Here is a 25404-nt window from a genome sequence, read left to right as displayed (position 1 = left end):
ACCTGAGATGACCGTGACCAGCCTGGTCGGCGCACTGCCGACCGCCCCGCCCGTGCAGGGGGAGTTCGCGAGCGAGATCGCCTACTCCTCCGGCGTGTGGCACCTCGTCGAGTACGGCTTCGCGGTCGCGGGCTTCGCCCTGCTCGCGGGCGCGGCCTACAGCGTCCTCGGACGCCACGAGGTCGGCGCGAAGTACCGGACGGCCGTCCACGGCTCCGCGCTGCTCCAGGCGGTCGCCGCGTTGGCCTACCTCGGGCTGTTCGTGTCCTGGCACACCGGCTTCGACCTCGTGAACGGTTTCTACGTGCCCGCGGCCGACTCGCGGTTCAACGGTGGGCTGCGCTACGCGGACTGGTCGGTCACGGTGCCGCTGCTCGGGGTGGAGCTGCTGGCCGTGACGACGCTGGCGGGCACGGCGCTGAGCCGCGCCCGGGTGATCACCATCGCCTCGGCCTTCCTCATGATCATCACCGGCTTCCTCGGGGCCGAGGTGTTCGACAACGGCACGAGCGCGACCTGGCTCAACGTCTGGGCCGCGATCTCCACCGTCTTCTTCCTCGTCATGTACGCGGTGCTCGGCAAGGCCGTGCTCGACAGCCGCGGCGGGCTCTCGTCGAGCACGTTCGCGAGCCTCTTCCGCTCGACGGTCGTCCTGTTCTCGATCTTCGGCGCCTACCCGCTGCTCTACCTGGTGCAGGTCCTGGTGACGCCGAACTCGAACCTGGTCCTGTGGGCGGTGGTCGTCCAGCTCGGCTTCTCCTTCTCCGACATCATCGCCAAGGTCGGCTTCGGCGCCATGATCCACAAGGTCGCGAAGCTGCGGACCGCCGAGGACGTCAACGCCGGCGTGCAGACCCACGACGAGCCGGTCTGGGTCGCCCACGAGCTGCAGGCCGCGCCCCGGCCGGCGGTCGCGCTCGCGGGTGCCAACGGCCACGCCCCCGTCGGGGAGCGCTGAGCCACCGGTGACCGCGCTCGGAGACGCCCGGGTCGCCCCGGGCGCTCCCGGCGCAGGCACCGTGCCCACCGCCGTCGCCGTGCCCCTGCGCGCGGCGACGGCGGTCTCGGTGTCCGCCGTCGCCGTCGTCCTCGTCGTCGGGCTCGTCGTTCCCGGGGTGTGGGAGCGCTGGGGATGGCTGCCGTTCGCGGTGGGGCTGCTCGTCGGCATCCCGCACGGCGCCCTCGACCACCTCGTGCCGTGGTGGACGGGGGCCACCGCCCGACGTCCGGGCCTGCTGGCCGGGGTGTTGTCGGCCTACGTGGCGCTCGCCGTCCTCACCTTCGTCGCCGCCCGGCTCTGGCCGGTTCCCGCGCTGGTGGGGCTGCTCGTCGGCTCGGCCGTGCACTTCGGGTCGGGCGAGACCGCGGTCCAGGCGCTCCGGAGCGGGCGCCCCGCCGGGCCCACGCCGCGCTGGGTGGCGCCCGGGCTGGCGACCGTCGCCGTGCCGTTCCTCGCGTGGCCCACCACCGTGCGCCCCGTCCTCGACGTCCTCGCGCCGGGCTCGGCCGCGGTGGTCCTCGACCCGACGGCGCTGCTCGTCGTGGGCACCGGGACCGCGGTGGCCGTCGTCGTGACGCTGGCGGCCGACCTGCTCGCGGGTCGACGCGCCGCCGCCGGCGAGCTCGCCCTGCTCACCGCGCTCTTCCTCGTCGTCCCCCCGCTGCCCGCGTTCGGGCTGTACTTCGGGGCCTGGCACGGGCTGCGCCACCTGGCCCGGCTCGTGGCCCTCGATCCCGGGAACGCCGGTGACCTCGCCCGCCGCCGGCTCGCTCGTCCCGTCGGCCGGGTGCTGCGGCAGGCCGCGCTCCCGACCGCGGCCGTGCTCGCCGTCCTGGTCGTGCTGCTCGCCGTGCCCGGACTGGCGGGCCGGGCGGCCGCGGGCCTCGTCCCGGCCGGGCTCGCGCTGGTGCTGGCCCTGACGGTGCCGCACATGGCCGTGGTCGCCGTGATGGACCGCCGACAGCGGCCCGCCGCTCAGTTCGAGTAGACCCTCGTCGGCGTCACGAGGACGGCCGCCCGGCGGTCGCGGGCCATCACGGCGTCGAACTCGTCCCAGTCGTCGTGCGTGCCGCCGGCCGCGGCGAAGACCGCACGCAGCAGCGCCGGGACGTCGTCGACCCCGGGCAGCGGGTCGTCCGGCCCGGCGATCTCGACGGATCCCTCGACCGTGCCCCACCGCCAGCCCACGCGCGCCGTCACCGCCGTCCACGGCCGGCGGCGCAGGTTGCCCAGCTTCGCGCGCCCGTAGGTCACGTAGGCGAGCACGTCCTGCCCGGTCACGGGGTGCGCCATCACCCCGGCGTTCACCACCGACGACTGGATCGACCCGTCCGCCCGCACGGTCGAGACCACGACCAGGCCCTGCTCCTCGGCGGCGAGGGCCCCGAACTCCGCGACGTCCATGGCGACATCCTGCCCCCCTTCCCGACGACGGGTCGGGCCGGTCGTGGGCCATCGCGTCGCGCGGGTCCGCGCCGCCCGCCACGATGGTGATCGTGACGCCGACGGGCCGGGCCGACGCTCCGGTGCAGCGCCCCTCGCGCCGTCGCCGGCTCCTCGCCCAGCCCGACCTCTGGGTCACGCCGCTGCTCGTCGCCGCCGGTCTGGTCGTCGCCTTCGGCACCGTCTACGCGGGGTCGCTCGACTCGATCGAGCGGCGCGCCCTGGACCCCGCGAACGTCCTCGGCCAGCTCTCCCAGCACCTCGTGCTGACGCTGTACTCCACGCTCCTGGTCCTGGTGGTCGCCCTCCCGCTCGGGCTCGTGCTCAGCCGGTCCCGGTTCGCGGTCGTGGCCCGGGCGGTCACGGTGATCGGCGGATTCGCACAGTCCCTGCCCGCGTTCGGGGTGCTGATCCTGCTCGGCTTCTGGCGGTTCGGGCTGCTCAGCGCCGTCCTCGGGCTGACGCTGGCCGCCTTCCTCCCGGTCCTGCGCAACACCGTCGTGGGGCTGCGGGCGGTCGACGGTGGTCTGGTCGAGGCGGCCCGGGGCATGGGCATGTCGGCCCGCCAGTGCCTGCGCCTCGTCGAGATCCCGCTCGCGGTGCCGGTGATCGTCGCCGGGGTCCGGGTGGCCCTCGTGCTCAACGTCGGCACCGCGACCCTCGCCTCGTACATCGGCGCGGGCGGGCTCGGCGCCCTGATCCAGCAGGCGCTCCTGCTCAACCGCCTGACGGTGCTCGCCGTCGCGGGTTCCCTGGTCGCGGCCCTCGCCCTGCTCGTGGACTGGCTCGCCGGGCTGGTCGAGCGCGCGGTCGCGGCGCGGACGGGCTGACGGCTACACGGTGAGGACGAGCTTCCCGCGCAGGTGACCGGCCTCGAGGGCCCGGTGGGCCTCGACGACCTGCTCGAACGGGAACACCCGGTCCACGTGCACGCGCAGCGCACCCCGCTCCACGAGCTCGACCAGCCCACGCAGGCCGACCGGGTCCGGGTCGACCGCGATGCCGCTGAACCGCAGGCCGGCCGCCGCCGCGGCGGCCCCCAGCCCGGCGTCGTCCTCCGACGTCATCGTCACCAGGTGGCCGCCCGGGCGCAGGACGGCGAGCGAGCGCCACACCGTCCGCCCGCCGAGCGTGTCCAGCACGACGTCGACGTCGCGCACCGCCGTGGTGAAGTCGACCTCGCGGTGGTCGATCACCTCGTCCGCGCCGAGGCCCTCGACGAACTCCCGTTTGCTCCCGCTCGCCGTCGTGACGACGTGGGCGCCGAAGGCCTTCGCGATCTGGATCGCGACGTGCCCGACGCCGCCGCCCCCACCGTGGACGAGGACGCGGTCGCCGGCGGACACGCCCGCGAGGTCGACGAGCCCCTGCCAGGCGGTGAGCCCGACGACCGGCAGCGCGGCCGCCTCGACGTGCGAGAGCGCCGCCGGCCTGCGCACCAGGTGCAGCGCGGGGGCCGCCACGAGCTCCGCGTAGGCGCGCGCCGGCCGGGGGAACAGCGGCATGCCGAACACCTCGTCGCCGGGGCGCCACCGCCACGTGCCCGGCGCCGCCTCGACCACCCCGCTGACGTCCCAGCCGAGCACGAACGGCGGCCCGCCGAGCAGCGGCATCTCCCCGGCCCGTAGCCGGGCCTCCAGCGGGTTCAGTCCGATCGCCGCGACGCGGACGAGGACCTCCGTCGGGAGCGGCCGGGGCTCCGGGGCGTCCTCCACGGTCAGGACCTCGGGCCCGCCGAGGGAGTGCTGGGTGATCACGCGCATGCGGCCGACGCTAGGCAGCCGAGAGGAACCGCCGGGTACCTTTCGAGGTCATGGACGGGTTCCCCGACGGGTTCCTCGCCGACTGTCCCGGGCGGCTGACGGTGGAACTGCTCGCCGACAAGTGGTCGGTCGTGGTCCTCGCGGGGCTCAGCCGCGGCCCGGTCCGCCACGGCGACCTGATCGACCTGATCGGCGGCGGGATCTCCCGCAAGGTGCTCACCCAGACCCTGCGGCGGCTCGAGTCGCACGGACTCGTGAGCCGGCGTGCCTACGCCGAGGCGCCACCCCGCGTCGAGTACGAACTCACCCCGCTCGGGGCCACGCTCACCGAACCCATCCACGTGCTGACGGCGTGGGCCAGGACGCACGGCGAGGCGGTCCTCGACGCCGGCGACGGACACTCCCCGATGGCGGCCGGGAACTGACCGCCTCGCCGGGCACGCTCGTCGTCGTGAACCCGGTGGAGACGTTCCGACTGGCCGACCGAGCGATCGAGGGCGTGGTCCTCGGCATTCCCGACGACGGGTGGGGCCGGGTGCCGGAGCCGGTCTTCGCCTCCGACCCCGTCGGTGGGCGCCCGGTGCGCGACGCGGTGGCGCACCTCGCGCGGGACGAGGCGTGGATCCCCTCGCAGCTCGCGGGGGAGACGATGGCCGAGGCCGGGGAGCCCGACGTCGGGCCGTTCCCGGATCTGGCGCGACGGGCCCGTGCGGCCGCCGAGGGCGTGGACGACCTCGCCGCGACGGTGCACTGCTCCTTCGGGGACTGCTCGGTCGAGGAGTACCTGTGGCAGCTGATCGTCGCGCGCACGCTCGGGGCGGAGGCGCTGGCCCGGGTGCTCGGGCTGGTCTCGCCGGTGGACGACGAGCTGGCGGGCGCGGTCCTCGGCGGGCTCGCGCCGCGCGCGGAGCTCTGGCGGTCGGTCGGGATCCTGCTGCCCCCGCGGGCCGCGGCCTCGCCGTCGGCGCGGGATCGGCTGCTCGCGCTGTGCGGTCTGTGATCAAGGCCGCCGTCGTGTCCCGCGCTGACCGTCGGGGTGACCTGGTAGGACTCGCGCGGGGAGCGGGACCGGGGGGACCGGCGTCCTCCGACCCACTCACCCCCGGCCCATCCGAGGAGCACAGGTATGGCCACCAGGACCACCGTCACGCTGGTCGACGACATCGACGGCGGCACCGCGGAGGAGACCGTCGGCTTCGGGCTCGACGGCGCGGTGTACGAGATCGACCTCTCCGCGGCCAACGCCGGCGAGCTCCGCGCGGCGCTCGGGCGCTACGTCGCGGCGGCGCGTCGGACCGGCGGCCGCCGGTCGTCCGGTGGGGCGGCCGCGCCGGCCGCCGCGCCCACGCCGTCCTCCTCTCCCTCCTCGTCGTCCTCGTCGCGGGAGCGCAACCAGGAGATCCGGAGCTGGGCCAACGAGCACGGCGCCGGGTTGTCCTCCCGCGGGCGACTGCCCGGGTGGGTGGTCGAGGCGTTCGAGGCGGGCGACGCGTCGCTGCTGGCGCGGGCCTCGTCCTCGGATTCGGAGCCGGAGTCGTCCCCCGTCGTCGAGGAGGCCGGGGAGCAGGCCGGGGAGCAGGCCGAGGAGCCGCGCGGGCGGGACGGGCTGACCGCCGACGAACGCGAGCGCATCCGGGCGTGGGCGGTCGAGGAGGGCATCGAGGTCAAGCCCCGCGGCCAGCTGAAGAAGGACCTGATCGCGAACTACCGGGCCACGACGTCGCGGCAGGGCTGACGGCACCCCTGGTGTCAGCGGTGGCCCACCGCTGACACTGATCGTCAGCATCCGCACACGCTGGAGGAGGCACCGTGGCCGAGGCCTACATCGTCGACGCCGTCCGCTCGCCGGTGGGCACCCGCAAGGGCAAGCTCGCCGACGTCCACCCCGCCGACCTCGGGGCCCACGCGCTGACCGCGCTGATGGAGCGCACCGGGGTCGACCCGGGGGCCGTCGAGGACGTGCTGATGGGATGCGTGACCCAGCTCGGCCCGCAGGCCGGGGTCATCGGCCGGACGGCGTGGCTCTCCGCGGGCTTCCCGGAGCACGTGCCCGGGACCACGATCAACCGCGCGTGCGGCTCGTCGCAGCAGGCGCTGCACTTCGCGGCGCAGGCGATCATGTCCGGCACGCAGGATCTGGTGGTCGCGGCCGGCGTCGAGAACATGGCGATCGTCCCGATCGACGCGAACGCCGCCGTGCTCGAGCGGATGGGGACCCGCCGCGAGGGCGCGAAGTGGATCGAGCGCTACGGCGAGCAGGAGATCAGCCAGTTCCGCGGTGCGCAGCTGATCGCCGAGAAGTGGGGCATCACGCGGGAGCGGATGGAGGAGTTCGCGGTCGAGTCGCACCGGCGGGCCGCCACCGCGACCGACGAGGGCCGCTTCACCGGGCAGATCGCGCCGCTGAACCACCTCTCCCACGACGAGGGCATCCGGCCGAACGTCGACCTGGAGAAGATGGCGTCCCTCCCGCCGCTGCGCGAGGGCTACGCGCTGACGGCGGCGGTCTCGTCGCAGGTGTCGGTCGGGTCGGCGGCGATGCTGATCGCCTCCGAGCAGGCGATGCGCGAGCACGACCTCGAACCGATCGCGAAGGTCTCGACGATGGCCGTGGTCGGGGAGGACCCGGTGCTCATGCTCACCGGCCCCATCCCCGCGACCCGGTCGGTCCTGCGCAAGGCCGGGCTGACGGTCGACGACATCGACCTGTTCGAGTGCAACGAGGCCTTCGCGCCCGTCGTGCTCGCGTGGGCCGAGGAGACCGGCGCGCCCCTGGAACGGACCAACGTCAACGGCGGCGCCATCGCGATGGGTCACCCGCTCGGTGCGACCGGCGCCGTCCTCGCGACGAAACTCGTGCACGAGCTGCGCCGGACCGGGGGCGCACGAGGGCTGCAGACGATGTGTGAGGGCGGCGGTCAGTCCAACGCCACCATCATCGAGCGGGTCTGAACGGCCCAACCCCGAGGGCCGGCCGGCGCCCGCGGTTCCGACCACCGAGGGACCGACCGTCTCCCTGCTCGCGTGAGCTGCACGGGGCTCGCACCATGGACGGGTGAGCGTCGGGCGGGTGGTCGGGATCCTCGTGGTCGTGCTCGTGCTGTACGCGATCGTCTCGCAGCCGCTGACGTCGGCGGCGATGGTGCGGGGCGGTGGCAACGCCCTGCAGGAGGCCGGGACGAGCATGATCCAGTTCGTGCGCGGGGTGGCGCCGAGCGGCGGGTCGTCGGGGTCGGGGTCGGGGTCGGCCGGGTCGTCGGCGGGCACCTACACCGTGCGCCCCGGGGACACGCTCTCCTCCATCGCGGCCCGGTACTCGGTCAGCACGGCCACCCTCGCGGCGCGCAACGACCTCGCGGACGCCGACCGGATCGTCCCGGGCCAACGCCTGTCGCTCCGCTGACCGTCCAACCGGGCGCCCGATCGACGATGGCGACCTGGACGCATCCAGTGGGAGCAACGCGCCATCGTCGACCCGACCGACCTGACCCGCGGACGGTGGGCGTCAGCGTGTGGCGTTGTGGCCGCGCACGCCCTCGGCGAACTCGACGGTGAACCCGTCGGGGTCGCGCAGCTGCATCGAGCGCTCGAACCCCCGGTCCCGCGGCGGCACGCGGACCTCGATGCCCGCAGCGACGAACGCGGCGTGCAGGCCGTCGAGATCGTCCGTGCCGAGCTCGACCTGCACGAGGGCGGCGGCCGCCCCGATCCGGCCCGCCGCCGCGCCGGCCTCCAACAGGCCGAGGGTGGCCCGGTCGAACCGCAGCAGGACGAACCCGCCGTTGCGAATCTCCTCGACGAAGCCGAGCGACTCGTAGAACCGGACGGACCGGTCCAGCTCGGTGACGGGCAGGCTGAGGCCTTCGAACCAGGTGGTCATGACGCTCCTCGCGCAGCACGATCGGACGCGCCACGAGGAGCCGCCGCAGCGACGCCCGGAGCGTTCCGACGCCGCACTCCGAGCAGCGCAGAGCGTACTCCCGGCGCGCCCCGCTCCCGCAAGATCTCGTCGAGCGGAGCGAAGTGCTCGCTCACCGACCACGTCGCTCCGCGCCATGAGATCTTGTGGGGGTGCGCGCCGCGCGGAGAGGGTGCACGCAGCGCACCTACACGACGACCGACGTCTCCACCGTGTACCGGTCGGCGCGGTAGAGGTGGCGCCCGACCTCGACCAGCGCCCCGGCGTCGTCGTACACCAGCATCTCGGCGGTCACGCAGGCCAGCGGCGTCTCCTGCTCGAGCAGCGACGCCTCCTCGTCGGTGGCCAGGCGGGCGCCGATCGTCTGGCGGGCGATCGCGATCTGCACCCCGCGGGCGCGCAGCAGGTCGTAGAGCCCGGTGTCGGTGAGCTCGGCGAGGTCCGCGTCCGACAGTTGCACGGCGGCGGGCAGGTAGTTGGTCATGACGGCGAGCGGCTCGTCGTCGGCCGACCGCAGCCGGCGGATGCACTGCATCGTCTCGTCGGGCGACAGCGCCTCGGCGAGCCCGAGCGACGAGGCGGGCACGATGTCGGCGGAGAGCAGCCGCGTCCGCGGGGAACGACCCGCCGTCGTGAGGTCCTCGTGGAGCGAGGACAGGCGGACGTCGCGGTGGATCGCGGGACGCGTGACCTGGGTGCCGAGCCCCCGACGGCGCACGAGCATGCCCTTGCGGACCAGCTCCGCGATGGCCTGCCGGGCGGTCGGGCGAGCGAGGCCGAGCCGTTCGGTGAGCGCGAGCTCGTTCTCGATCCGGTCCCCGGGGCGCAGCTCCCCGGACGCGATCTTGGCCTCGATCGCCTGCGAGAGCTGGTGGTAGAGCGGCACGGGACTGGTCCGGTCGAGCCGCACGTCCAGCGGGACGGCCTCGGATCGGGTGGCCATACGCCGTAGCCTACCGGTCCAGGTCCTATTGTCATCATGTCTGTACAAAGTATTGACGTTGTCGGTGCCCCGGCCTACCGTTCGGTCCTGACGCCGGAACCCTGCGAGAAGCACCGAGAGGGCCATCATGAACGCCTCCGTCGAGCCGCCCGAGGTCCTGACGTTCGGCCGCGCCGGGGTGGACATCTACCCGCTGCAGGTCGGGGTCGGGCTCGAGGACGTCACCTCGTTCGGGAAGTTCCTCGGCGGCACCACCGCGAACGTCGCCGTCGCCGCGGCCCGCCTCGGGCGCCGCGCCGCGATCATCACCGGTGTCGGCGACGACCCGTTCGGCCGCTACGTGCGCCGGGAGCTGGGCCGGCTCGGGGTGGACGACCGGTACGTCGTCACCAACACCGAGTACGCCACGCCGGTCACGTTCTGCGAGATCTTCCCGCCGGACGACTTCCCGCTGTACTTCTACCGGAAGCCCACCGCGCCCGACCTGCAGGTGCGGCCCGCCGACCTCGACCGTGACGCGATCGCCGGCGCCGACCTGCTGTGGCTCTCGGTCACGGGCCTGTCCGAGGAGCCGTCGCGCGCGGCGCACCACGAGGCGCTCGCCGCGCGCGGCGCGGGCCGGACGGTGCTCGACCTGGACTACCGGCCGATGTTCTGGGAGTCCCCGGAGCTGGCCCGCGCGCAGATCCAGAAGATCCTCGGCCAGGTCACGGTGACGGTCGGGAACCGCGAGGAGTGCGAGGTCGCGGTCGACGAGACCGACCCCGACCGGGCGGCCGACGCGCTGCTCGACGCGGGGGTGACGCTCGCCGTGGTCAAGCAGGGGCCCAAGGGCGTCCTCGCCAAGACCCGCACGGAGCGCGTGGTCTCGCCGCCGATCGACATCACGCCCTACAACGGCCTCGGCGCCGGCGACAGCTTCGGGGGCTCGCTGGCCCACGGCCTGCTCGCCGGGTGGCCGCTGGAGGAGGTCCTGCACCGCGCCAACGCGGCCGGGGCCATCGTCGCCTCCCGCCTCGAGTGCTCCACCGCCATGCCGACGCCCGCCGAGATCGACACCCTGCTGTCCGGCGGCGACCCGAACCAGAACGGGGAGTCCGATGCCTGACTTCGTGGCCGACCTCGCGGAGCTCCGCGACGTCCGGGCCCACGACCCGGGACGCGTCACCGCGCTGCTCGCCGCCCGGGCCCGCCAGCCGTTCCTGCCCCCGGACGGCCGGCTCATGCTGGTCGCCGCCGACCACCCCGCCCGCGGGGCGCTGTCGGTGCGGGGGAACCCCGAGGCCATGGAGAGCCGCCCCGAGCTGCTCGACCGGCTGGTCACCGCGCTCGCCCGACCGGGCGTCGACGGCGTCCTCGGTACCGCCGACGTCCTCGAGGACCTCCTGCTGCTGGGGGCGCTCGAGGACAAGGTCGTGGTCTCCTCGATGAACCGGGGCGGGCTCGCGGGCGCGGTGTTCGAGATGGACGACCGGCTGACCGGCTACGACGTCGCGGCCACCGTCGAGGCCCGCTTCGACGCCATCAAGATGCTCACCCGCATCGACCTCGACGACCCGTCGACCGTCGCCACTCTCCAGACCTGCGCGCAGGTCGTCACCGAGGCCAACCGCGCGGGCGTCGTCGCGATGGTCGAGCCCTTCCTGTCGCGCCGCGTCGACGGGCAGGTGGTCAACGACCTCTCGCCCGAGGCCGTCGTCCGCTCGGTGCACATCGGGCAGGGCCTCGGCGCCTCCAGCGCCTACACCTGGCTCAAGCTCCCCGTGATCGACGACATGGAGCGTGTCATGGCGGCGACCACGCTGCCCACGCTGCTCCTGGGCGGCGACCCCGCCGGCCACCCCGACGACACCTACGCCTCCTGGGCGCGGGCCCTCGCGCTGCCCGGGGTCCGCGGGCTCGTCGTCGGCCGGTCGCTGCTCTACCCGCCCGACGGCGACGTCGCGGCCGCCGTCGACACCGCGGTGTCCCTCGTCCGGCCCGCCAAGGCGGCCGCGGCATGACGCGCACCGTCCTCGGCAACGAGCTCCACCTGCCGTCGGGAAGCAGCGCCGCCGACGGCTTCGACACGCTGATCACGCGGGAGGTCGCCGGCTGGTCGCACTCCTCGCTGCGGACCTTCACCCTCGCCCGCGGCGAGGAGCGGACCGTCCCGACGGCGGGTGAGGAGATGTTCGTCGTCCCGCTCGCGGGCTCCGGGGCGGTCACCCTGGGGAGCACGACGTTCGAGCTGCGCGGCCGGACGAGCGTGTTCGCCGGGCCCACGGACGTCGTGTACCTGCCGGTCGACGCGGAGGTCACCGTGCGCGGCGAGGGACGCTTCGCGTTGACGGGAGCCCGCACCGACACCCAGCTGGCGTTCCGGTACGCGCCCGCTGCCGACGTGCCGGTCGAGCTGCGCGGCGCCGGGCAGGCGAGCCGGCAGGTCCGCAACTTCGGCACCGTCGGGGTGTTCGAGACCGCCTCGCTGATCGCCTGCGAGGTGATCACCCCGAACGGCAACTGGTCGAGCTACCCGGCCCACAAGCACGACACCGCGGGCCCGCACGAGTCCGAGCTCGAGGAGATCTACTACTTCGAGATCGCGCCGTCGCCGCACGGCACCCCGGGGATCGGCTACCACCGCACGTCGACGTCGGAGGCCGGGGAGATCGACGTGCTCGTCGAGGTCCGCGACCGCGACACCGTGCTCGTCCCCTTCGGCTGGCACGGACCGTGCATGGCCGCGCCGGGGCACGACATGTACTACCTCAACGTCATGGCCGGCCCCGGGCCGGAGCGCGCCTGGCGGATCACCGACCACCCCGAGCAGGCGTGGGTGCGGGAGACCTGGGCCGACCAGAGCATCGACGCTCGTCTCGGAGGGCAGTGATGGCAGACACGGTGCGGTTGACCGTCGCCCAGGCGACCGTGAGGTTCCTCGCCGCGCAGTACTCCGAGCGCGACGGCGTGCGGCAGAAGCTGTTCGCCGGGTGCTTCGGCATCTTCGGCCACGGCAACGTCGCGGGCCTGGGACAGGCGCTGCTGCAGGCGGAGCTGGAGGAGCCCGACGCGCTGCGCTACGTCCTCGGCCGCAACGAGCAGGCCATGGTCCACACCGCGGTCGCCTACGCCCGCACCCAGGACCGGCTGCGGACCTGGGCCGTGTCGTCGAGCGTCGGCCCGGGCGCCACCAACATGGTCACCGGTGCCGCGCTGGCCACGATCAACCGGCTGCCCGTGCTGCTGCTCCCGGCCGACACGTTCGCCGACCGGTCCGCGTCGCCGCTGCTGCAGGAGCTGGAGCTCCCGGGCGCGGGCGACGTCACCGTCAACGACTGCTTCCGCCCGGTGTCGAAGTACTTCGACCGCGTGTGGCGGCCCGAGCAGCTCCCGGCCGCCCTCCTCTCGGCGATGCGGGTGCTCACGGACCCGGTCGAGACCGGTGCGGTCACGGTCTGCTTCCCGCAGGACGTGCAGGCCCAGGCGCACGACTGGCCGGTCGAGTTCTTCGCCGAGCGGACCTGGCACGTGGCCCGTCCGGTGCCGGAGCGCTCCGCCGTCGACCGGGCCGCCGAGGCGATCCGCTCCGCGCGCCGCCCGCTGGTCGTCGCCGGCGGCGGCGTGCACTACAGCGGCGCGGTCGAGGCGCTCGCGGCGTTCTGCGAGGCCACCGGCATCCCCGTCGGCCAGTCGCAGGCGGGCAAGGGCACGCTCGCGTGGGACCACCCGCAGTGCCTCGGCGCGATCGGGTCCACCGGCACCACCGCCGCCAACGCGATCGCCGCGGATGCCGACGTCGTCGTCGGGATCGGCACCCGGTACTCCGATTTCACGACGGCGAGCCGCACGGCCTTCGCGCATCCGGACGTCCGGTTCGTCAACGTCAACGTCGCCCCGATCGACGCGGTGAAGCACTCCGGGGTCTCCGTCGTCGCCGACGCCCGCGAGACGCTGGAGGCGCTGACCGCCGCCCTCGAGGGTCACGCGGTCGACGCGTCCTACGTCGAGCGGTACCGCACGCTGGACGCGGAGTGGGCCGCGACCGTCGACGCCGCGTACCACCCGGCGAGCCCGAACGCGGGGGCCGACGGGCTGCTCACCCAGTCCGAGGTGTTGGGCATGGTCAACGACCTGTCCGACCCGCGCGACGTCGTCGTCTGCGCCGCGGGCTCGATGCCGGGTGACCTGCACAAGCTGTGGCAGACCCGCGACCCGAAGGGCTACCACGTCGAGTACGGGTACTCCTGCATGGGCTACGAGGTGGCCGGCGGCCTCGGGGTCGCCCTGGGTGCGCCCGACCGTGACGTGTTCGTCCTGGTCGGCGACGGCTCCTACCTCATGATGGCGACCGAACTGGTCACTGCGGTCCAGGAGGGACTCAAGGTGATCGTGGTGCTCGTGCAGAACCACGGCTTCGCCTCGATCGGCGCGCTCTCGGAGTCCCTGGGCTCCCAGCGGTTCGGCACCAGCTACCGCTACCGCACGTCGTCGGGCCGGCTCGACGGCGGGCACCTGCCGGTCGACCTCGCCGCGAACGCCGAGTCGTTGGGGGTGCCGGTGCGTCGGGTGCGGTCCGCCGAGGAGTTCGCGGCGGCGATCACCGCGGCGAAGGCGGATCCGCACGCGTCGGTCGTGCACGTCGAGACCGATCCCCGCGTCGGCGCTCCCGACTCCCGCTCCTGGTGGGACGTGCCCGTCAGCGAGACCTCCACCCTCGCCTCGACGCAGTCCGCGCGAGCCACCTACGACGTCAACAAGGCGCGGCAGCGGCCCTTCCTCGCGCCCGCCGAGAAGCACTGACCGAGACGGAGATCTGATGACCAGCACGCTGGACGACACCGCCACCACCCCCACCGACGGCGGCGTCCCCGAGCTCACCCACTGGATCGGCGGCACGCCCACCCCCGGCGGGAGCGGGACCTTCGGCGACGTCACGAACCCCGCGACCGGCGAGGTCACGGCCCTGGTGCCGTTCGCCTCGGCGGCGGAGGTCGTCGACGCGGTCGCCGTCGCGAAGGCGGCGTTCCCGGGGTGGCGCGACACCTCGCTGACGAAGCGCACCTCGATCCTCTTCCGGTTCCGGGAGCTGCTGAACGCGAAGGCGGGCGAGCTCGCGGAGGTCATCACCGCCGAGCACGGCAAGGTCCTCTCCGACGCCGCCGGTGAGGTCGCGCGCGGTCAGGAGGTCGTGGAGTTCGCCTGCGGGATGCCCCACCTGCTCAAGGGCGGCGCGACCGAGAACGCCTCGACCGGCATCGACGTGCACTCGGTGCGGCAGCCGCTCGGCGTCGTCGGGATCATCTCGCCGTTCAACTTCCCGGCCATGGTGCCGATGTGGTTCTTCCCCATCGCGATCGCCGCGGGCAACACCGTGGTGCTCAAGCCGAGCGAGAAGGTCCCCTCGGCGGCGCTGTGGATCGCCGAGCTGTGGCGCGAGGCCGGGCTGCCCGACGGCGTGTTCAACGTCGTCCACGGCGACAAGGTCGCGGTCGACGGGCTGCTCACGAACCCCGACGTGCGCTCGATCAGCTTCGTGGGCTCGACCCCGATCGCGCGCTACATCTACGAGACCGGCACCGCGCACGGCAAGCGCGTCCAGGCCCTCGGCGGGGCGAAGAACCACATGGTGGTGCTGCCCGACGCCGACCTCGACCTCGCCGCCGACCAGGCGGTGAACGCCGGGTTCGGCTCGGCCGGCGAGCGGTGCATGTCGATCTCCGCGCTGGTCGCGGTGGGCGACTGCGCCGACACCCTCGTCGAGAAGATCGCCGAGCGGGCCCGCGGGCTGCGCACCGGGGACGGGCGACGCTCCTGCGACATGGGCCCGCTGGTCACGAAGGCGGCGCAGGACCGCGTCTCCGGCTACGTCGACGCCGGCGAGCGCGAGGGCGCGACCGTGGTGGTCGACGGCCGCACCGGCGACTTCGACGCCGACGGCCAGGGCTTCTTCGTGGGCCCGACGCTGCTCGACCACGTCGGCACCGACATGAGCGTCTACACCGACGAGATCTTCGGACCGGTGCTCTCCGTGGTCCGCGTCGACTCCTACACCGAGGCGGTCGAGCTGATCAACGCGAACCCCTACGGCAACGGCACCGCGATCTTCACCAACGATGGCGGGGCCGCGCGGCGGTTCCAGAACGAGGTCGAGGTCGGGATGATCGGCGTCAACGTGCCGGTCCCGGTCCCGATGGCCTACTACTCCTTCGGCGGCTGGAAGAACTCGCTGTTCGGCGACACCCATGCCCACGGCACCGAGGGCGTGCACTTCTTCACCCGGGGCAAGGTCGTCACCACCCGGTGGCTCGACCCGTCCCACGCCGGGCTGAACCTCGGCTTCCCCACCAACGCCTGACCCCGTTCCCGACGGCGGGTGACACGACACCCGCCGTCGGGCCGATCCACGACGCCCTCATCGGGGAGGAGCGATCTTGAGCACCGATTCCGCAGCACCACCCAACCTGCCGCCCGACACCACGGGACCGCACTCCTCGCGGCTCGGTCTGATCGCGGTCGTCGCGACCTTCGGCGGCCTGCTCTTCGGCTACGACACCGGCGTCATCAACGGCGCCCTCGAGCCCCTGACCCGCGACCTCGGGCTCACCTCCGTCACCGAGGGCATCGTCGTCAGCATCCTGATCTTCGGGGCCGCCATCGGCGCCATGATCGGCGGGCGGCTCTCCGACCGCTACGGGCGCCGGCACAACATCCTGCTGCTCGCGGTCGTGTTCATGATCGGCACGATCGGCTGCGTGTCCGCCCCGAACTGGGAGGTCCTCGCGGTCTTCCGTTTCGTGCTCGGCCTCGCGGTCGGCGGGGCGTCCGCCACCGTGCCGGTGTACCTCGCGGAGATCGCGCCGGTCGAGCGGCGCGGCGGGCTCGTCACCCGCAACGAGGTCATGATCGTCTCCGGCCAGTTCGCGGCCTTCGTGATCAACGCGATCATCTTCAACGTCTGGGGCGAGGTGGACGCGATCTGGCGCGTCATGCTCGTCGTCGCGCTGCTCCCGGCGATCGCGCTGTTCATCGGCATGCTGCGGATGCCGGAGAGCCCCCGCTGGCTCGTCGGGCAGGGCCGCGACGACGAGGCCCTCGCGGTCCTCGAGCAGGTCCGCACCCCCGAGCGGGCTCGCGCCGAGATGGCTGAGGTGCACCGGCTCGCCGAGGAGGAGGAGCTCTCGCGCACTGGCGGGGCGTCCGACCTCTCGGTGCGCTGGATCCGCCGGCTCATCCTGATCGGCGCCGGGCTGGGCGTGTTCCAGCAGTTCACCGGCATCAACTCGATCATGTACTACGGCACGCAGCTCCTGGGCGACGCCGGCTTCTCGGCGAGCGCCGCGATCATCGCGAACACGCTCAACGGCCTGTTCTCGGTGCTCGGCATCAGCGTCGGCATCCTGCTGATCAACCGCATCGACCGGCGCACGATGCTGCTCGGCGGCTTCGCGCTGACGACGACGTTCCACCTGCTCGTCGGGCTCTCCGCACTGCTCCTGCCCGACGGGACGGCGAAGGCGTACTTCATCCTCGTGTTCGTCGTGCTGTTCGTGTTCTGCATGCAGGGCACCATCGGCCCGCTCGTGTGGCTGATCCTCTCCGAGATCTTCCCGCTGAAGATCCGCAGCCTCGCCATCGGCATCAGCGTGTTCGTGCTGTGGATCGCGAACGCCGTGGTCGCCCTCGTCTTCCCGCCGACCGTCGAGGCGATCGGGATCGCGCCGACGTTTCTCATCTTCGTCGCGCTCGGCCTGATCGCCCTGGTCTTCACCCACCGCTACGTGCCCGAGACCCGCGGCCGGTCGCTCGAGGAGCTCGAGGCCGACTTCCGCGCCGCCGGAGGTGTCCGATGAGCGTGCTCGTGGCGGTCGGCGAGGGCGCCGAGGGAACGCACGCGCTGGCTGCGGGAGCGGCGGAGGCGGACCTGCTGGGGGCGCGGCTCGTCGTCGTGAACCTGTCGCTGTCCACGCTCGAGCCGGGGCTGGTCCCGGCAGGCACCGAGGTCGTCGAGCGTCGCGGGTCCGGCGACCGCGACCCGGCCGAGGCTGTGCTCGACGAGATCGACGAACGCGGGGACGTGCAGCGGCTCGTCATCGGCGTGCGCCGCCGGTCCCCGGTGAGCAAGGCGCTGCTCGGGAGCATCTCCCAGCGCCTGCTGCTCGAGTCGCCCGTGCCCGTCCTGGCGGTCAAGCCGCCGGCCTGAGGTCGCTGCCGCGGACCCGCTCCGCGACGTTCACGTGGGGCAGGTCCGCGGGCGCTCCGACCTGCCTGGTGTGTGTCTGGGCGAGTCCTAGAGCGCTCTAAAATTCTTGACGGTATGTCTGTACAAAGCGTTGACGACGCCGGGTCCCGCTGCCTAGCGTCGTCCTCGTCCGGTGGCGCCGAGCCCCGACCCCGACTCAACGAGGAGAACGCAGTGAGCAGCATCCGCGTCGGCTCCGCCCCCGACTCGTGGGGCGTGTGGTTCCCGGAGGACCCCGAGCAGACGACCCCCGAACGGTTCCTCGCCGAGGTCGCGGCCGCCGGCTACGACGTCATCGAGCTCGGTCCCTACGGCTTCCTGCCGACCGACCCGACGGCCCTGGCCGACGCCCTGCGCGAGTACGGCCTGTCGGTCTCGGCCGGCACCGTGTTCGAGCACCTGCACCAGCCCGACTCGTGGGACCACGTCTGGGATCAGGTCGCCGACGTCGCCGCACTGACCCGCGCGGTCGGTGGCGAGCACCTCGTCGTCATCCCGGAGCCGTGGCGCGACCACAGGACCGGCGCGCCGAAGGAGCCCCGCGAGCTCGACGCCGCGTCCTGGGACCGCCTGACCATGGGCATGGACACCCTCGGCCGACGCGTGCTCGAGGAGTACGGCCTGCGCGTGCAATTCCACTCGCACGCCGACTCGCACGTCGGCTACCAGCGGGAGATCGAGCGCTTCGTGGAGTCGACCGACCCGCGCTACGTGAACCTGTGCCTCGACACCGGGCACGTCTCCTACTACGGCGGGGACAACGTCGCGATCATCCGGAAGTACCCGGAGCGGATCGGCTACCTGCACCTCAAGCAGGTCGACCCGGCGATCGTCGCCCGCGTCGAGGCCGAGGACCTGCCCTTCCCCGACGCCGTCCGCGCCGGCGCGATGATCGAGCCGCCGCACGGCGTGCCGTCGATGCCCGACGTGCTCGCCGCCGTCACCGAGGCCGTCCTCCCCGTCAACCCGGACGTGTTCGCGATCGTCGAGCAGGACATGTACCCCTGCCCGGCCGACATGCCGCTGCCGATCGCCAAGCGCACCCGCACCTACCTCGCCGGCTGCGGCGGCGCCGTCGCCGTCGGCCCCGCCGCCCTCACCACCGCCTAGGAGCGACCGTCATGACCACCTCCGGGGTCGAACTCCGCTCCGCCACGTCTCCCGACGAACTCCGCGTCGCCGTCCTCGGCGTCGGCAAGATGGGCGCCTTCCACGTCGACAGCCTCTCCCGGCGCACCCGCGGCGCCCGAGTCACCGTCGTCAGTGACTTCGTCGACGAGCAGGCCCACCGCGTCGGCGACCCGATCGGCGCCCGGGTGGTGGCCGACCCGCTGGAGGCGATCCGCGCCGACGACGTCGACGCCGTCGTCCTCGCCAGCCCCGGCGCCGCCCACCACGAGCAGGTCCTCGCGTGCCTCGAGGCCGGCAAGCCCGTGCTCTGCGAGAAGCCGCTCACGGTCGAGGCGTCGACGTCCCTCGAGGTGTACCGCCGCGAGTCGGAGCTCGGGCGCCGCCTCATCCAGGTCGGCTTCATGCGCCGGTTCGACCACGAGTACGCGCAGCTGCAGCGCCTGATCGCCACCGGCGAGTTCGGCGCGCCGCTGATGCTGCACTGCACCCACCGCAACCCCGACGTGCCGGACTTCTTCGACTCGCAGTTCATGATCCGCGACTCGGTGGTCCACGAGGCCGACACCGCCCGCTTCCTGCTCGGCGAGGAGATCAGCGCCGTCACCGTGGTGAAGGGTCGCCCGACCTCGAGCGCGCCCGCCGGCACCTCCGACCCGATGCTCGTGCTGTTCGAGGCCGAGTCCGGCGCGCTGGTCACGATCGAGATCTTCGTGCGGACGGGCGTGGCCTACGAGGTGCGCACCGAGCTCGTCGGCGAGCGCGGGTCGGCGACGATCGGACTGGACCAGAACGTCGTCGTGAAGCGCCCCGGCGGCACCTGGGGCGGGACGATCACGCCCGGCTTCGTCGAGCGTTTCGGCCAGGCCTACGACGACCAGATGCAGCGCTGGGCCGACGCCGCCCGCGCCGGGATCGCCTCGGGCGGGGACGCCGTCGACGGCCCGGGCAGCTGGGACGGCTACGCGGCCGCGGCGATCTGCGAGGCCGGGGTGGCCGCCGTCGTGAAGGGCGTGCGCGTGGAGACCGGGATGGATCCGCGATGAAGCTCGCCCTCGACGCGCAGATGTTCCACCGGACGACGGCGGTGGTCGACCTCCCCGACGCCGTGGCCCGCGCGGGCTACCAGTGGATGGAGCTCTCCCCGAAGGAGGACTTCATCCCGTTCTTCGCGCACCCGCGGGTCGACTCGGGGACCGTGGCCACGCTGCGTCGCCGCGCCGCCGACGTGGGGGTGGGGATCTCGTCGGTGCTGCCGGTCCTGCGCTGGTCGGGGCCCTCGGAGGAGGCCCGCCAGGCTGCCGTCCGCGCGTGGCGACGGGCCATCCGGATCACCGTCGACCTGGGCGTCGACACGATCAACACCGAGTTCAACGGCCGGCCGGAGGCCGCGGAGCAGGCCGAGGCGATGTTCCTGCGCTCGTTCGACGAGCTCGCGCCGGACTTCGAGCGCGAGGGCGTCCGGCTCGTGCTCGAGCCGCACCCCGACGACTTCATCGAGGACGGCCACGCCGCCGTCGACATGATCGCGGGGCTCGACCGAGACTGGATCACGTTCCTCTACTGCACGCCGCACACGTTCCACCAGGGGAACGACGCGGCCGGGATCATCGCGCACGCCGGCGCGCGGGTGACCAACGTGCACCTCGCGGACACCCTCGACCACACCGCCTCGGGCGGGCTGCGCTACATCGTCAACCCGCCCGGGTCGACGGTGCGGGTGCACCAGCACGCGCCGATGGGGGCGGGCGAGGTCGACTTCGACGAGGTCTTCGCCGCGCTCGCGGCGGCGGGCTTCGACGGCACCCTGACCCACTGCGTGTTCGGGTGGGAGGACCGCGCGCTCGACGTGGTGACGCGCGACCGCGAGACCGTCACCGACCTCGTCGGGAAACACTTCGGGACCGTCACCTGGGAGTCGCCGTGACCGCCGTCGGACTGGTGGGGGCGGGCTGGATGGGCCACCTCCACGCCCGCGCGTACGCCCGGCTGCCGCACCACGTGGCGCTCGCGGCGCGGCCGCGGCTGGTCGCGGTGGCCGACGCGGTCCCGGCCGCGGCCGACGACTTCGTCGCCCGCTACGGCTTCGAGCGCGCGACGACCGACTGGCGCTCGGTGGTGGACGACCCGGCGATCGAGGCGGTCAGCGTCGCCGCGCCGAACGGGCTGCACCGCGAGATCGGGGTGGCCGTCGCGCAGGCGGGCAAGCACCTGTGGATCGAGAAGCCGGTGGGTCTGACCTCGGCCGACACCGCCGCCGTGGCCGACGCCGTGCACGCCGCGGGCGTCACGTCGACGATCGGTTTCAACTACCGCATGGTCCCGGCGATCGCCCGGGCCCGGCGGCTGCTCGCCGAGGGCGCGATCGGGCGGCTCACGCACGCGCGCTTTCGGCTGCTCACCGACTTCGCCGCCCATCCCGACGGCGGGTTGACCTGGCGGTTCACGCGGGCGCAGGGCGGGTCGGGGGTGCTGAACGACCTGGCCGTGCACGGGGTCGACCTCGTCCGGTTCCTGGTCGGGGAGGTGCGGACGGTGGTCGCCGACGGGGAGCGGTTCATCCCGCGGCGCCCCGTCGTGGCCGCGGGGGCGAGCCAGTACTCCCGGGGCGGGGACGAGTACGGCGACGTCGAGAACCTCGACTTCGTCTCCGTGCTCGGCCGGACCAGCGACGACGTGATCGTGCAGCTCGAGGCGAGCCGGGTCGCCGTCGGGGACCAGAACGACTACGGGTTCGAGATCCACGGGACGCAGGGCCTCGTGTCGTTCGACTTCCGACGGCCGGGGGAGCTGCTCGTCTCGTCCGGCGACGGCTACGTCGACCAGGCGAGCTCCGTGGTCGCGGCTGCACCGGGCGACGGGGACTTCGCGCTGTTCCAGCCCGGTGCCGGCAACCCGACGTCGCTCGACGACCTCAAGGTGTCGGAGGCGAACGCGTTCCTGCGCGGCGTCGGCGGCGGCGAGGTCGCGCCCGGCGCGACGATCGACGACGCCCTGGCCGCGGCCCGCGTGCTCGACGCGGTCGCGCAGTCGATGGACAAGCGCGGCTGGGTGGACCTGGCCTGAGCATTCCGGTCAGTGGGCGGCCACCGGCAGCTCGACCTGCAGCGGATAGACCATGTGCGCCGCGACGGTCCGGGCCGCCTCCGGGTCGGCCTCGCGCGCGACGAGGTGCAGCGCGAGGTCGATCCCGCTCGTGACGCCTCCGCCGGTGACGAGGTTCCCGTCGTCGACGACCCGTGCGTCCCGACGGACCAGCGCGCCCGACTCCTCGAGCGCGTCCATCGCGCTCGGGTGCGTGACGGCGGGTCGTCCGGTGGTCAGCCCACCGGTCGCCAGGATCATCGCGCCGGTGCACACGGAGGCGACGATCGCGCCGCGCTCGGACAGCTCCCGGACGCGCCCCGGCAGCACCCCCCGGTCGGCCACCGCCCGCGCCCCGGCCCCGGGGGTGAACCACCCGCCGCCCGGCACGACGACGAGGTCGGGCTCGCCGAGCACCTCGGCGACCGTCAGAACGACCCCGTGCGCACTGGTCACCGTGCCGGGTACATCCACCCCGACCAGCGTCGACGACCAGCCGTCCAGCCGGTTCGACGCGTGGGAGAACACCTCGTGAGGGCCGAACGCGTCCAGGTCGTCGAAGCCGTCGAACACCACGATCTCGATCCGCATGGCATCCAGCCTGGCCGCACCCGTCGTCGGGAACGAGTGGCAGGAACGACGAGAATCCTCAGATTCCTGCCACCTCGGCCGTCGATGCCCGCACCACGACCTCCGGCGTGATCACGACCTCCCGGCGCGCGCTCCGGCCCCCGTCGAGGCGTTCGCCGATCAGCTCGAGCGTGTGGCGGGTCAGGCCGGGCACGTCCTGGTGCACGGTCGTCAGCGCGACCGGTCCCAGCCGGGCGAGCGGCGAGTCGTCGAACCCGGCCACCGACACCTGCGCGGGGACGTCGACGCCCGCGCGCGCCAGCTCGGACATGAAGCCGATCGCGGCCTGGTCGTTGAACAGCAGGACGGCCGTGGGCAGGGCCTCCGCAAGCATCGACCGGGCACTCGCCACCCCGTCCTCGGCGTCCTTCCCGCCGGCGACGACGTGCGGCTCGAGGCCCGCCTCGCTCATCGCCCGCCGGTACCCGGCCTCGCGGTCGGCGGCGATGACGGCATCGTGGCCCCGGACGTAGGCGATCCGCCGGTGCCCGAGTCCGACCATGTGCCTGACCAGCCCGGACACCCCCGACTCGTCGTCGAGCCGCACCACGTCGAGCGTCGCCCCGGGCATCCGGCGGCCGACCGTGACCACCGGGACCTGCCGGTCCAGCGCCACCAACCGCTCGACCGGGGCCTCGGTACCGATGAGCACGAGCGCCTCGCAACGGGAGTCGAGGAGCGACTCGACGGCGCGCGCCTCGTCGCGATGCGGGGTGCGGGGCCCGAGGAGGAGGTCGTAGCCGATGCGGTCGGCGGCCGCGAGCATCTCCTCGGCGAGCTCCGCGTGGAAGGTCGAGCGGACCTCCAGCACGACGCCGATCATCCGACTGCGGCGGGAGGCCAGGGCGCTCGCGGCACGGTCCGGCCGGTAGCCCAGCCGGTCGGCCGCGGCGAGCACCCGCTCCACGGTGTCGGCCGAGGGCCCCGGCGCACCGCGCATCACCATCGACACCGACGCGCGGGACAGCCCGACCTCGGCGGCGACGTCCTCGAGCCGGATGCGCCGCGACACGACTAGAGGTCGAGCCGCAGCGACGCGGTGCACGAGCGGGACACGCAGATCATCATGCAATCGTTGCGCGACCGCTCCGCCGCGTCGAGCACCGAGTCGCGGTGGTCGGGCACCCCGTCGAGCACGCGGGTCTCGCACGTGCCGCAGGTGCCCTCGGCGCACGACGAGACGACGGTCGCTCCGGCCTCCTCCACGACCTCGAGCACCGAGCGCTCCGGGGGCACGTCCAGCGTCACGCCCGTCCGGGCCAGCTCCACGGTGAACGCCTCGGCCCGCAGCGGCTCGCCGATCGGCTTCGGGCTGAACCGCTCGACGTGCAGGGCGCCCGCCGGCCAGCTCGTGCACCGGTCCTCGACCGCCGCGAGCAGCGGCTCCGGTCCGCAGCAGTAGACCAACGTGTCCTCGCGGGGCGTCCCCAGCAGCGTGTCGAGGTCGAGCAGTCCGACCTCGTCCTGCGGCGCCACCGTCACCCGGTCCCCGTAGCGCGCCAGCTCGTCGAGGAACGCCATCGACGCGCGCTGTCGCCCGCCGTAGACGAGGTGCCAGTCCGCGCCGGCCGCGTGCGCGGCGGCGATCATCGGCAGCAGAGCGGTGATCCCGATGCCGCCCGCGACGAAGAGGTAGCGCTGCGAGGCCGCGAGCGGGAAGTTGTTGCGCGGCCCGCGGACGCGGACCCGGTCACCGACCTGCAGGGTGTCGTGCACGTGCCGCGAGGTGCCCCGTCCGTCGGCCTCGCGCAGGATGCCCAACCGCCAGGTCTGCTCCTCCTCCGGCGAGCCGCACAACGAGTACTGCCGCGGTGGGACGCCGTCGAGGAGCAGGTCGGTGTGTGCGCCCGGCTGCCAGGCCGGGAACGACCCGCCGTCGGGAAGGGAGAGCGAGAGCGTGACGACGCCGTCGGACACCTCCTCCTTCCCGACGACGAGCGCCTCGAGTTCCGTGGCGCCTTCCCGACGCCGGGTCGGGGCGACGGGGGCGGTCGGGCCCGGCGTCCGGATCGGCAGGTGCTTCCAGACGTACATGTTCGGCGAGCTCGGGTAGAAGGTCGGCTCGCCGTCGAGCTCGTAGTCGCCGAGCAGCGGCAGCGCCTCCTCGAGCGCGATGCGCGCCTCGAGCCGCGCGAGCGGTGCGCCGAGGCAGCCGTGGACGCCCTCGCCGAAGCCCACGTGGCGGCCGGGCGGGCGGGTGATGTCGAAGCGGTCGGGGTCGGGGTAGCGGCGCTCGTCGCGGTTGGCGGCGCCGGGGACGAGCACGACGCGCGCGCCCTTCGGCATCGTGACGCCGTGCAGCGTGACCTCGCGAGAGGTGGTGCGGGCGGTGAGCTGCAGGGGGGTCGCCCAGCGCATCGCCTCCTCGATCGCGGCCGGGACGAGCGACGGGTCGGCCTGCAGCAGCGCGCGCTGGTCGGGGTTCTCGGCGAGCAGCTTGAACAGCGTGCCGGTCAGGCCCGCGGTGGACTCGACGCCGCCGAGGAAGAGGATCGTCATGAGGCCGCTGACCTCGGAGACCGGCGTGATCTCGTCGGGGACGAACGGGGTGCCGTCGATGTCGGCCGTGACCATCTTCGTGAGCAGGTCGTCGCGGTGCTCGCGGCGCCGCTCGTTCAGCACGTCGATGAAGTAATGCTGGACGCCGGCCGTCGCGGCCTTGGCCTTCGGCCCGAGGTGCGGCGTCCCGGGGATGCGCTCCTTGAGCTCGTGGGTCCAACGCTCGAGCTGGTCGCGACGGGCGAGCTGCTCGGCCGTGGCGTCGGCGCGGCCGGGGAAGCCCATGAGGTGGAAGAACACGTCGAAGGGCATCGGCCAGGCGAGCTCGTCGGCGAGGTCGAACCGGTCGCGGCCGCGCAGGTTCGCGACCAGCTCGCGGACGACGGTCCGGATCCCCGACTCCATGTTCGCGATCCGCCGCGGCACGAAGTAGGGCTGGACGACCTGACGCACCTGGTCGTGCCGCGGGTTGTCCATGCTGCCGATGGACCCCGGCGGCACCTGCTCGAGGCGCGAGTCGTCGATGTCCATGCCCTCGAAGCTGCGGAACGTGTCCGCGTCGGTGATCGCGGCGCGGACGTCGTCGAAGCGCGTGAGGGCGAACCACTGCCAGCGCTCCGACCAGTAGACCGGCGCCTCGTCCCGCATCCACCGGTACGTCCCGAACGGGTCGGCCGTGTAGAAGGTCGGGTCGAACGGGTCGTACTCGACGGCGGTGGGTGCGGCCATCGGGGTCCTCCGGTGGATGGAGCGGCGGTGCGGTTCGCAGCGAGT

Annotated in this window: 26 protein-coding genes; 19 read left to right on the top strand and 7 right to left on the bottom strand. The window is 73.4% G+C overall.

Annotated elements, in window-relative coordinates; translation table 11 throughout:
- The first annotated feature begins 7 nt into the window (after positions 1-7).
- Both QSK00_RS29650 and QSK00_RS29645 read left to right on the top strand, forming a co-directional pair.
- Complete coding sequence (locus QSK00_RS29650; RefSeq protein WP_285597018.1) at positions 8-958, top strand: bacteriorhodopsin; 951 nt, start codon at positions 8-10, stop codon at positions 956-958.
- A gap of 7 nt (positions 959-965) precedes the next feature.
- Positions 966-1988, top strand: coding sequence for a Brp/Blh family beta-carotene 15,15'-dioxygenase (locus QSK00_RS29645; protein ID WP_285597016.1), 1023 nt, complete (start codon positions 966-968; stop codon positions 1986-1988).
- Here the strand turns inward: QSK00_RS29645 and QSK00_RS29640 are convergent.
- Positions 1976-2404, bottom strand: a complete 429-nt coding sequence (locus QSK00_RS29640) for a TIGR03618 family F420-dependent PPOX class oxidoreductase (protein WP_285597014.1) — start codon at positions 2402-2404, stop codon at positions 1976-1978. The two genes, QSK00_RS29645 and QSK00_RS29640, sit on opposite strands and share 13 nt — an antisense overlap.
- A gap of 83 nt (positions 2405-2487) precedes the next feature.
- Between QSK00_RS29640 and QSK00_RS29635 the strand changes: the two genes are divergently transcribed.
- Positions 2488-3273, top strand: a complete 786-nt coding sequence (locus QSK00_RS29635; RefSeq protein WP_502872096.1) for an ABC transporter permease — start codon at positions 2488-2490, stop codon at positions 3271-3273.
- A 3-nt stretch (positions 3274-3276) separates the two neighbouring features.
- Here QSK00_RS29635 and QSK00_RS29630 read toward each other — a convergent pair whose 3' ends face one another.
- Positions 3277-4206 (bottom strand): NADP-dependent oxidoreductase, encoded by a 930-nt coding sequence (locus QSK00_RS29630; protein WP_285597009.1) that lies wholly within the window; start codon positions 4204-4206, stop codon positions 3277-3279.
- Positions 4207-4256: 50 nt separating this feature from the next.
- Here QSK00_RS29630 and QSK00_RS29625 point away from each other — a divergent pair, with 50 nt between their 5' ends.
- The 5 genes from QSK00_RS29625 (at position 4257) to QSK00_RS29605 (ending at position 7609) form a co-directional block, all read left to right on the top strand.
- Complete coding sequence (locus tag QSK00_RS29625) at positions 4257-4631, top strand: winged helix-turn-helix transcriptional regulator (RefSeq protein ID WP_285597008.1); 375 nt, start codon at positions 4257-4259, stop codon at positions 4629-4631.
- 26 nt (positions 4632-4657) lie between these two features.
- Positions 4658-5206, top strand: a complete 549-nt coding sequence (locus QSK00_RS29620) for a hypothetical protein (protein ID WP_285597007.1) — start codon at positions 4658-4660, stop codon at positions 5204-5206.
- Between the two features lie 126 nt (positions 5207-5332).
- Positions 5333-5941: a histone-like nucleoid-structuring protein Lsr2 gene (locus QSK00_RS30475; RefSeq protein ID WP_352231180.1), complete on the top strand. Its 609-nt coding sequence runs from the start codon at positions 5333-5335 to the stop codon at positions 5939-5941.
- Positions 5942-6015: 74 nt separating this feature from the next.
- Positions 6016-7158, top strand: coding sequence for an acetyl-CoA C-acetyltransferase (locus tag QSK00_RS29610; protein ID WP_285597006.1), 1143 nt, complete (start codon positions 6016-6018; stop codon positions 7156-7158).
- Positions 7159-7261: 103 nt separating this feature from the next.
- Positions 7262-7609 carry a LysM peptidoglycan-binding domain-containing protein gene (locus tag QSK00_RS29605; RefSeq protein WP_285597005.1) on the top strand — a complete coding sequence of 116 codons (348 nt, stop codon included), beginning with the start codon at positions 7262-7264 and terminating at the stop codon, positions 7607-7609.
- Positions 7610-7711: 102 nt separating this feature from the next.
- Here the strand turns inward: QSK00_RS29605 and QSK00_RS29600 are convergent, their stop codons facing one another.
- Positions 7712-8086 carry a VOC family protein gene (locus tag QSK00_RS29600; protein WP_285597004.1) on the bottom strand — a complete coding sequence of 125 codons (375 nt, stop codon included), beginning with the start codon at positions 8084-8086 and terminating at the stop codon, positions 7712-7714.
- Between the two features lie 226 nt (positions 8087-8312).
- The gene (locus QSK00_RS29595) at positions 8313-9068 is read right to left on the bottom strand and encodes a GntR family transcriptional regulator (protein ID WP_285597003.1); all 756 of its coding nucleotides are present in this window, start codon (positions 9066-9068) and stop codon (positions 8313-8315) included.
- 127 nt (positions 9069-9195) lie between these two features.
- Between QSK00_RS29595 and iolC the strand changes: the two genes are divergently transcribed.
- From iolC to QSK00_RS29540, 11 genes are all read left to right on the top strand, one after another.
- Positions 9196-10176, top strand: coding sequence for a 5-dehydro-2-deoxygluconokinase (gene iolC / locus QSK00_RS29590; RefSeq protein ID WP_285597002.1), 981 nt, complete (start codon positions 9196-9198; stop codon positions 10174-10176).
- Positions 10169-11071 (top strand): class I fructose-bisphosphate aldolase, encoded by a 903-nt coding sequence (locus QSK00_RS29585; RefSeq protein WP_285597000.1) that lies wholly within the window; start codon positions 10169-10171, stop codon positions 11069-11071. The genes iolC and QSK00_RS29585 overlap by 8 nt, the downstream gene beginning before the upstream one ends.
- Positions 11068-11940: a 5-deoxy-glucuronate isomerase gene (gene iolB / locus QSK00_RS29580; protein ID WP_285596998.1), complete on the top strand. Its 873-nt coding sequence runs from the start codon at positions 11068-11070 to the stop codon at positions 11938-11940. The genes QSK00_RS29585 and iolB overlap by 4 nt, the downstream gene beginning before the upstream one ends.
- The gene (gene iolD, locus QSK00_RS29575) at positions 11940-13850 is read left to right on the top strand and encodes a 3D-(3,5/4)-trihydroxycyclohexane-1,2-dione acylhydrolase (decyclizing) (protein ID WP_285596996.1); all 1911 of its coding nucleotides are present in this window, start codon (positions 11940-11942) and stop codon (positions 13848-13850) included. Before iolB ends, iolD begins: the two co-directional genes overlap by 1 nt.
- 16 nt (positions 13851-13866) lie before the next feature.
- Complete coding sequence (locus QSK00_RS29570) at positions 13867-15405, top strand: CoA-acylating methylmalonate-semialdehyde dehydrogenase (protein ID WP_285596995.1); 1539 nt, start codon at positions 13867-13869, stop codon at positions 15403-15405.
- Positions 15406-15481: 76 nt separating this feature from the next.
- A complete protein-coding gene (locus tag QSK00_RS29565) occupies positions 15482-16900 on the top strand; it encodes a sugar porter family MFS transporter (RefSeq protein ID WP_285596992.1) in 1419 nt (472 codons plus the stop codon).
- Positions 16897-17250: a universal stress protein gene (locus tag QSK00_RS29560; protein ID WP_285596990.1), complete on the top strand. Its 354-nt coding sequence runs from the start codon at positions 16897-16899 to the stop codon at positions 17248-17250. The genes QSK00_RS29565 and QSK00_RS29560 overlap by 4 nt, the downstream gene beginning before the upstream one ends.
- Before the next feature lie 213 nt (positions 17251-17463).
- The gene (locus QSK00_RS29555) at positions 17464-18399 is read left to right on the top strand and encodes a sugar phosphate isomerase/epimerase family protein (RefSeq protein WP_285596988.1); all 936 of its coding nucleotides are present in this window, start codon (positions 17464-17466) and stop codon (positions 18397-18399) included.
- Positions 18400-18410: 11 nt separating this feature from the next.
- Positions 18411-19463 carry a Gfo/Idh/MocA family protein gene (locus tag QSK00_RS29550; protein WP_285596986.1) on the top strand — a complete coding sequence of 351 codons (1053 nt, stop codon included), beginning with the start codon at positions 18411-18413 and terminating at the stop codon, positions 19461-19463.
- The gene (locus QSK00_RS29545) at positions 19460-20344 is read left to right on the top strand and encodes a sugar phosphate isomerase/epimerase family protein (RefSeq protein WP_285596984.1); all 885 of its coding nucleotides are present in this window, start codon (positions 19460-19462) and stop codon (positions 20342-20344) included. The genes QSK00_RS29550 and QSK00_RS29545 overlap by 4 nt, the downstream gene beginning before the upstream one ends.
- A complete protein-coding gene (locus QSK00_RS29540) occupies positions 20341-21483 on the top strand; it encodes a Gfo/Idh/MocA family protein (RefSeq protein ID WP_285596983.1) in 1143 nt (380 codons plus the stop codon). The genes QSK00_RS29545 and QSK00_RS29540 overlap by 4 nt, the downstream gene beginning before the upstream one ends.
- Positions 21484-21492: 9 nt before the next feature.
- On the opposite strand, the gene QSK00_RS29535 is transcribed toward QSK00_RS29540, so the two are convergent.
- From QSK00_RS29535 to QSK00_RS29525, 3 genes are read right to left on the bottom strand one after another with little or no spacing between them, the layout of a single operon-like run.
- A complete protein-coding gene (locus tag QSK00_RS29535; RefSeq protein WP_285596981.1) occupies positions 21493-22092 on the bottom strand; it encodes a DJ-1/PfpI family protein in 600 nt (199 codons plus the stop codon).
- Positions 22093-22150: 58 nt separating this feature from the next.
- On the bottom strand, positions 22151-23143 hold the full coding sequence (locus QSK00_RS29530) for a LacI family DNA-binding transcriptional regulator (protein WP_285596979.1): 993 nt from the start codon (positions 23141-23143) through the stop codon (positions 22151-22153).
- A gap of 2 nt (positions 23144-23145) precedes the next feature.
- Positions 23146-25359 carry a cytochrome P450 gene (locus tag QSK00_RS29525; protein ID WP_285596977.1) on the bottom strand — a complete coding sequence of 738 codons (2214 nt, stop codon included), beginning with the start codon at positions 25357-25359 and terminating at the stop codon, positions 23146-23148.
- Between the last annotated feature and the right edge of the window lie 45 nt (positions 25360-25404).

Source organism: Actinomycetospora sp. NBRC 106378, assembly GCF_030269685.1.
GTDB lineage: Bacteria > Actinomycetota > Actinomycetes > Mycobacteriales > Pseudonocardiaceae > Actinomycetospora.
Note: the sequence above shows the minus strand (reverse complement) of the source record. Positions and strands in the feature narration are given on the sequence as shown.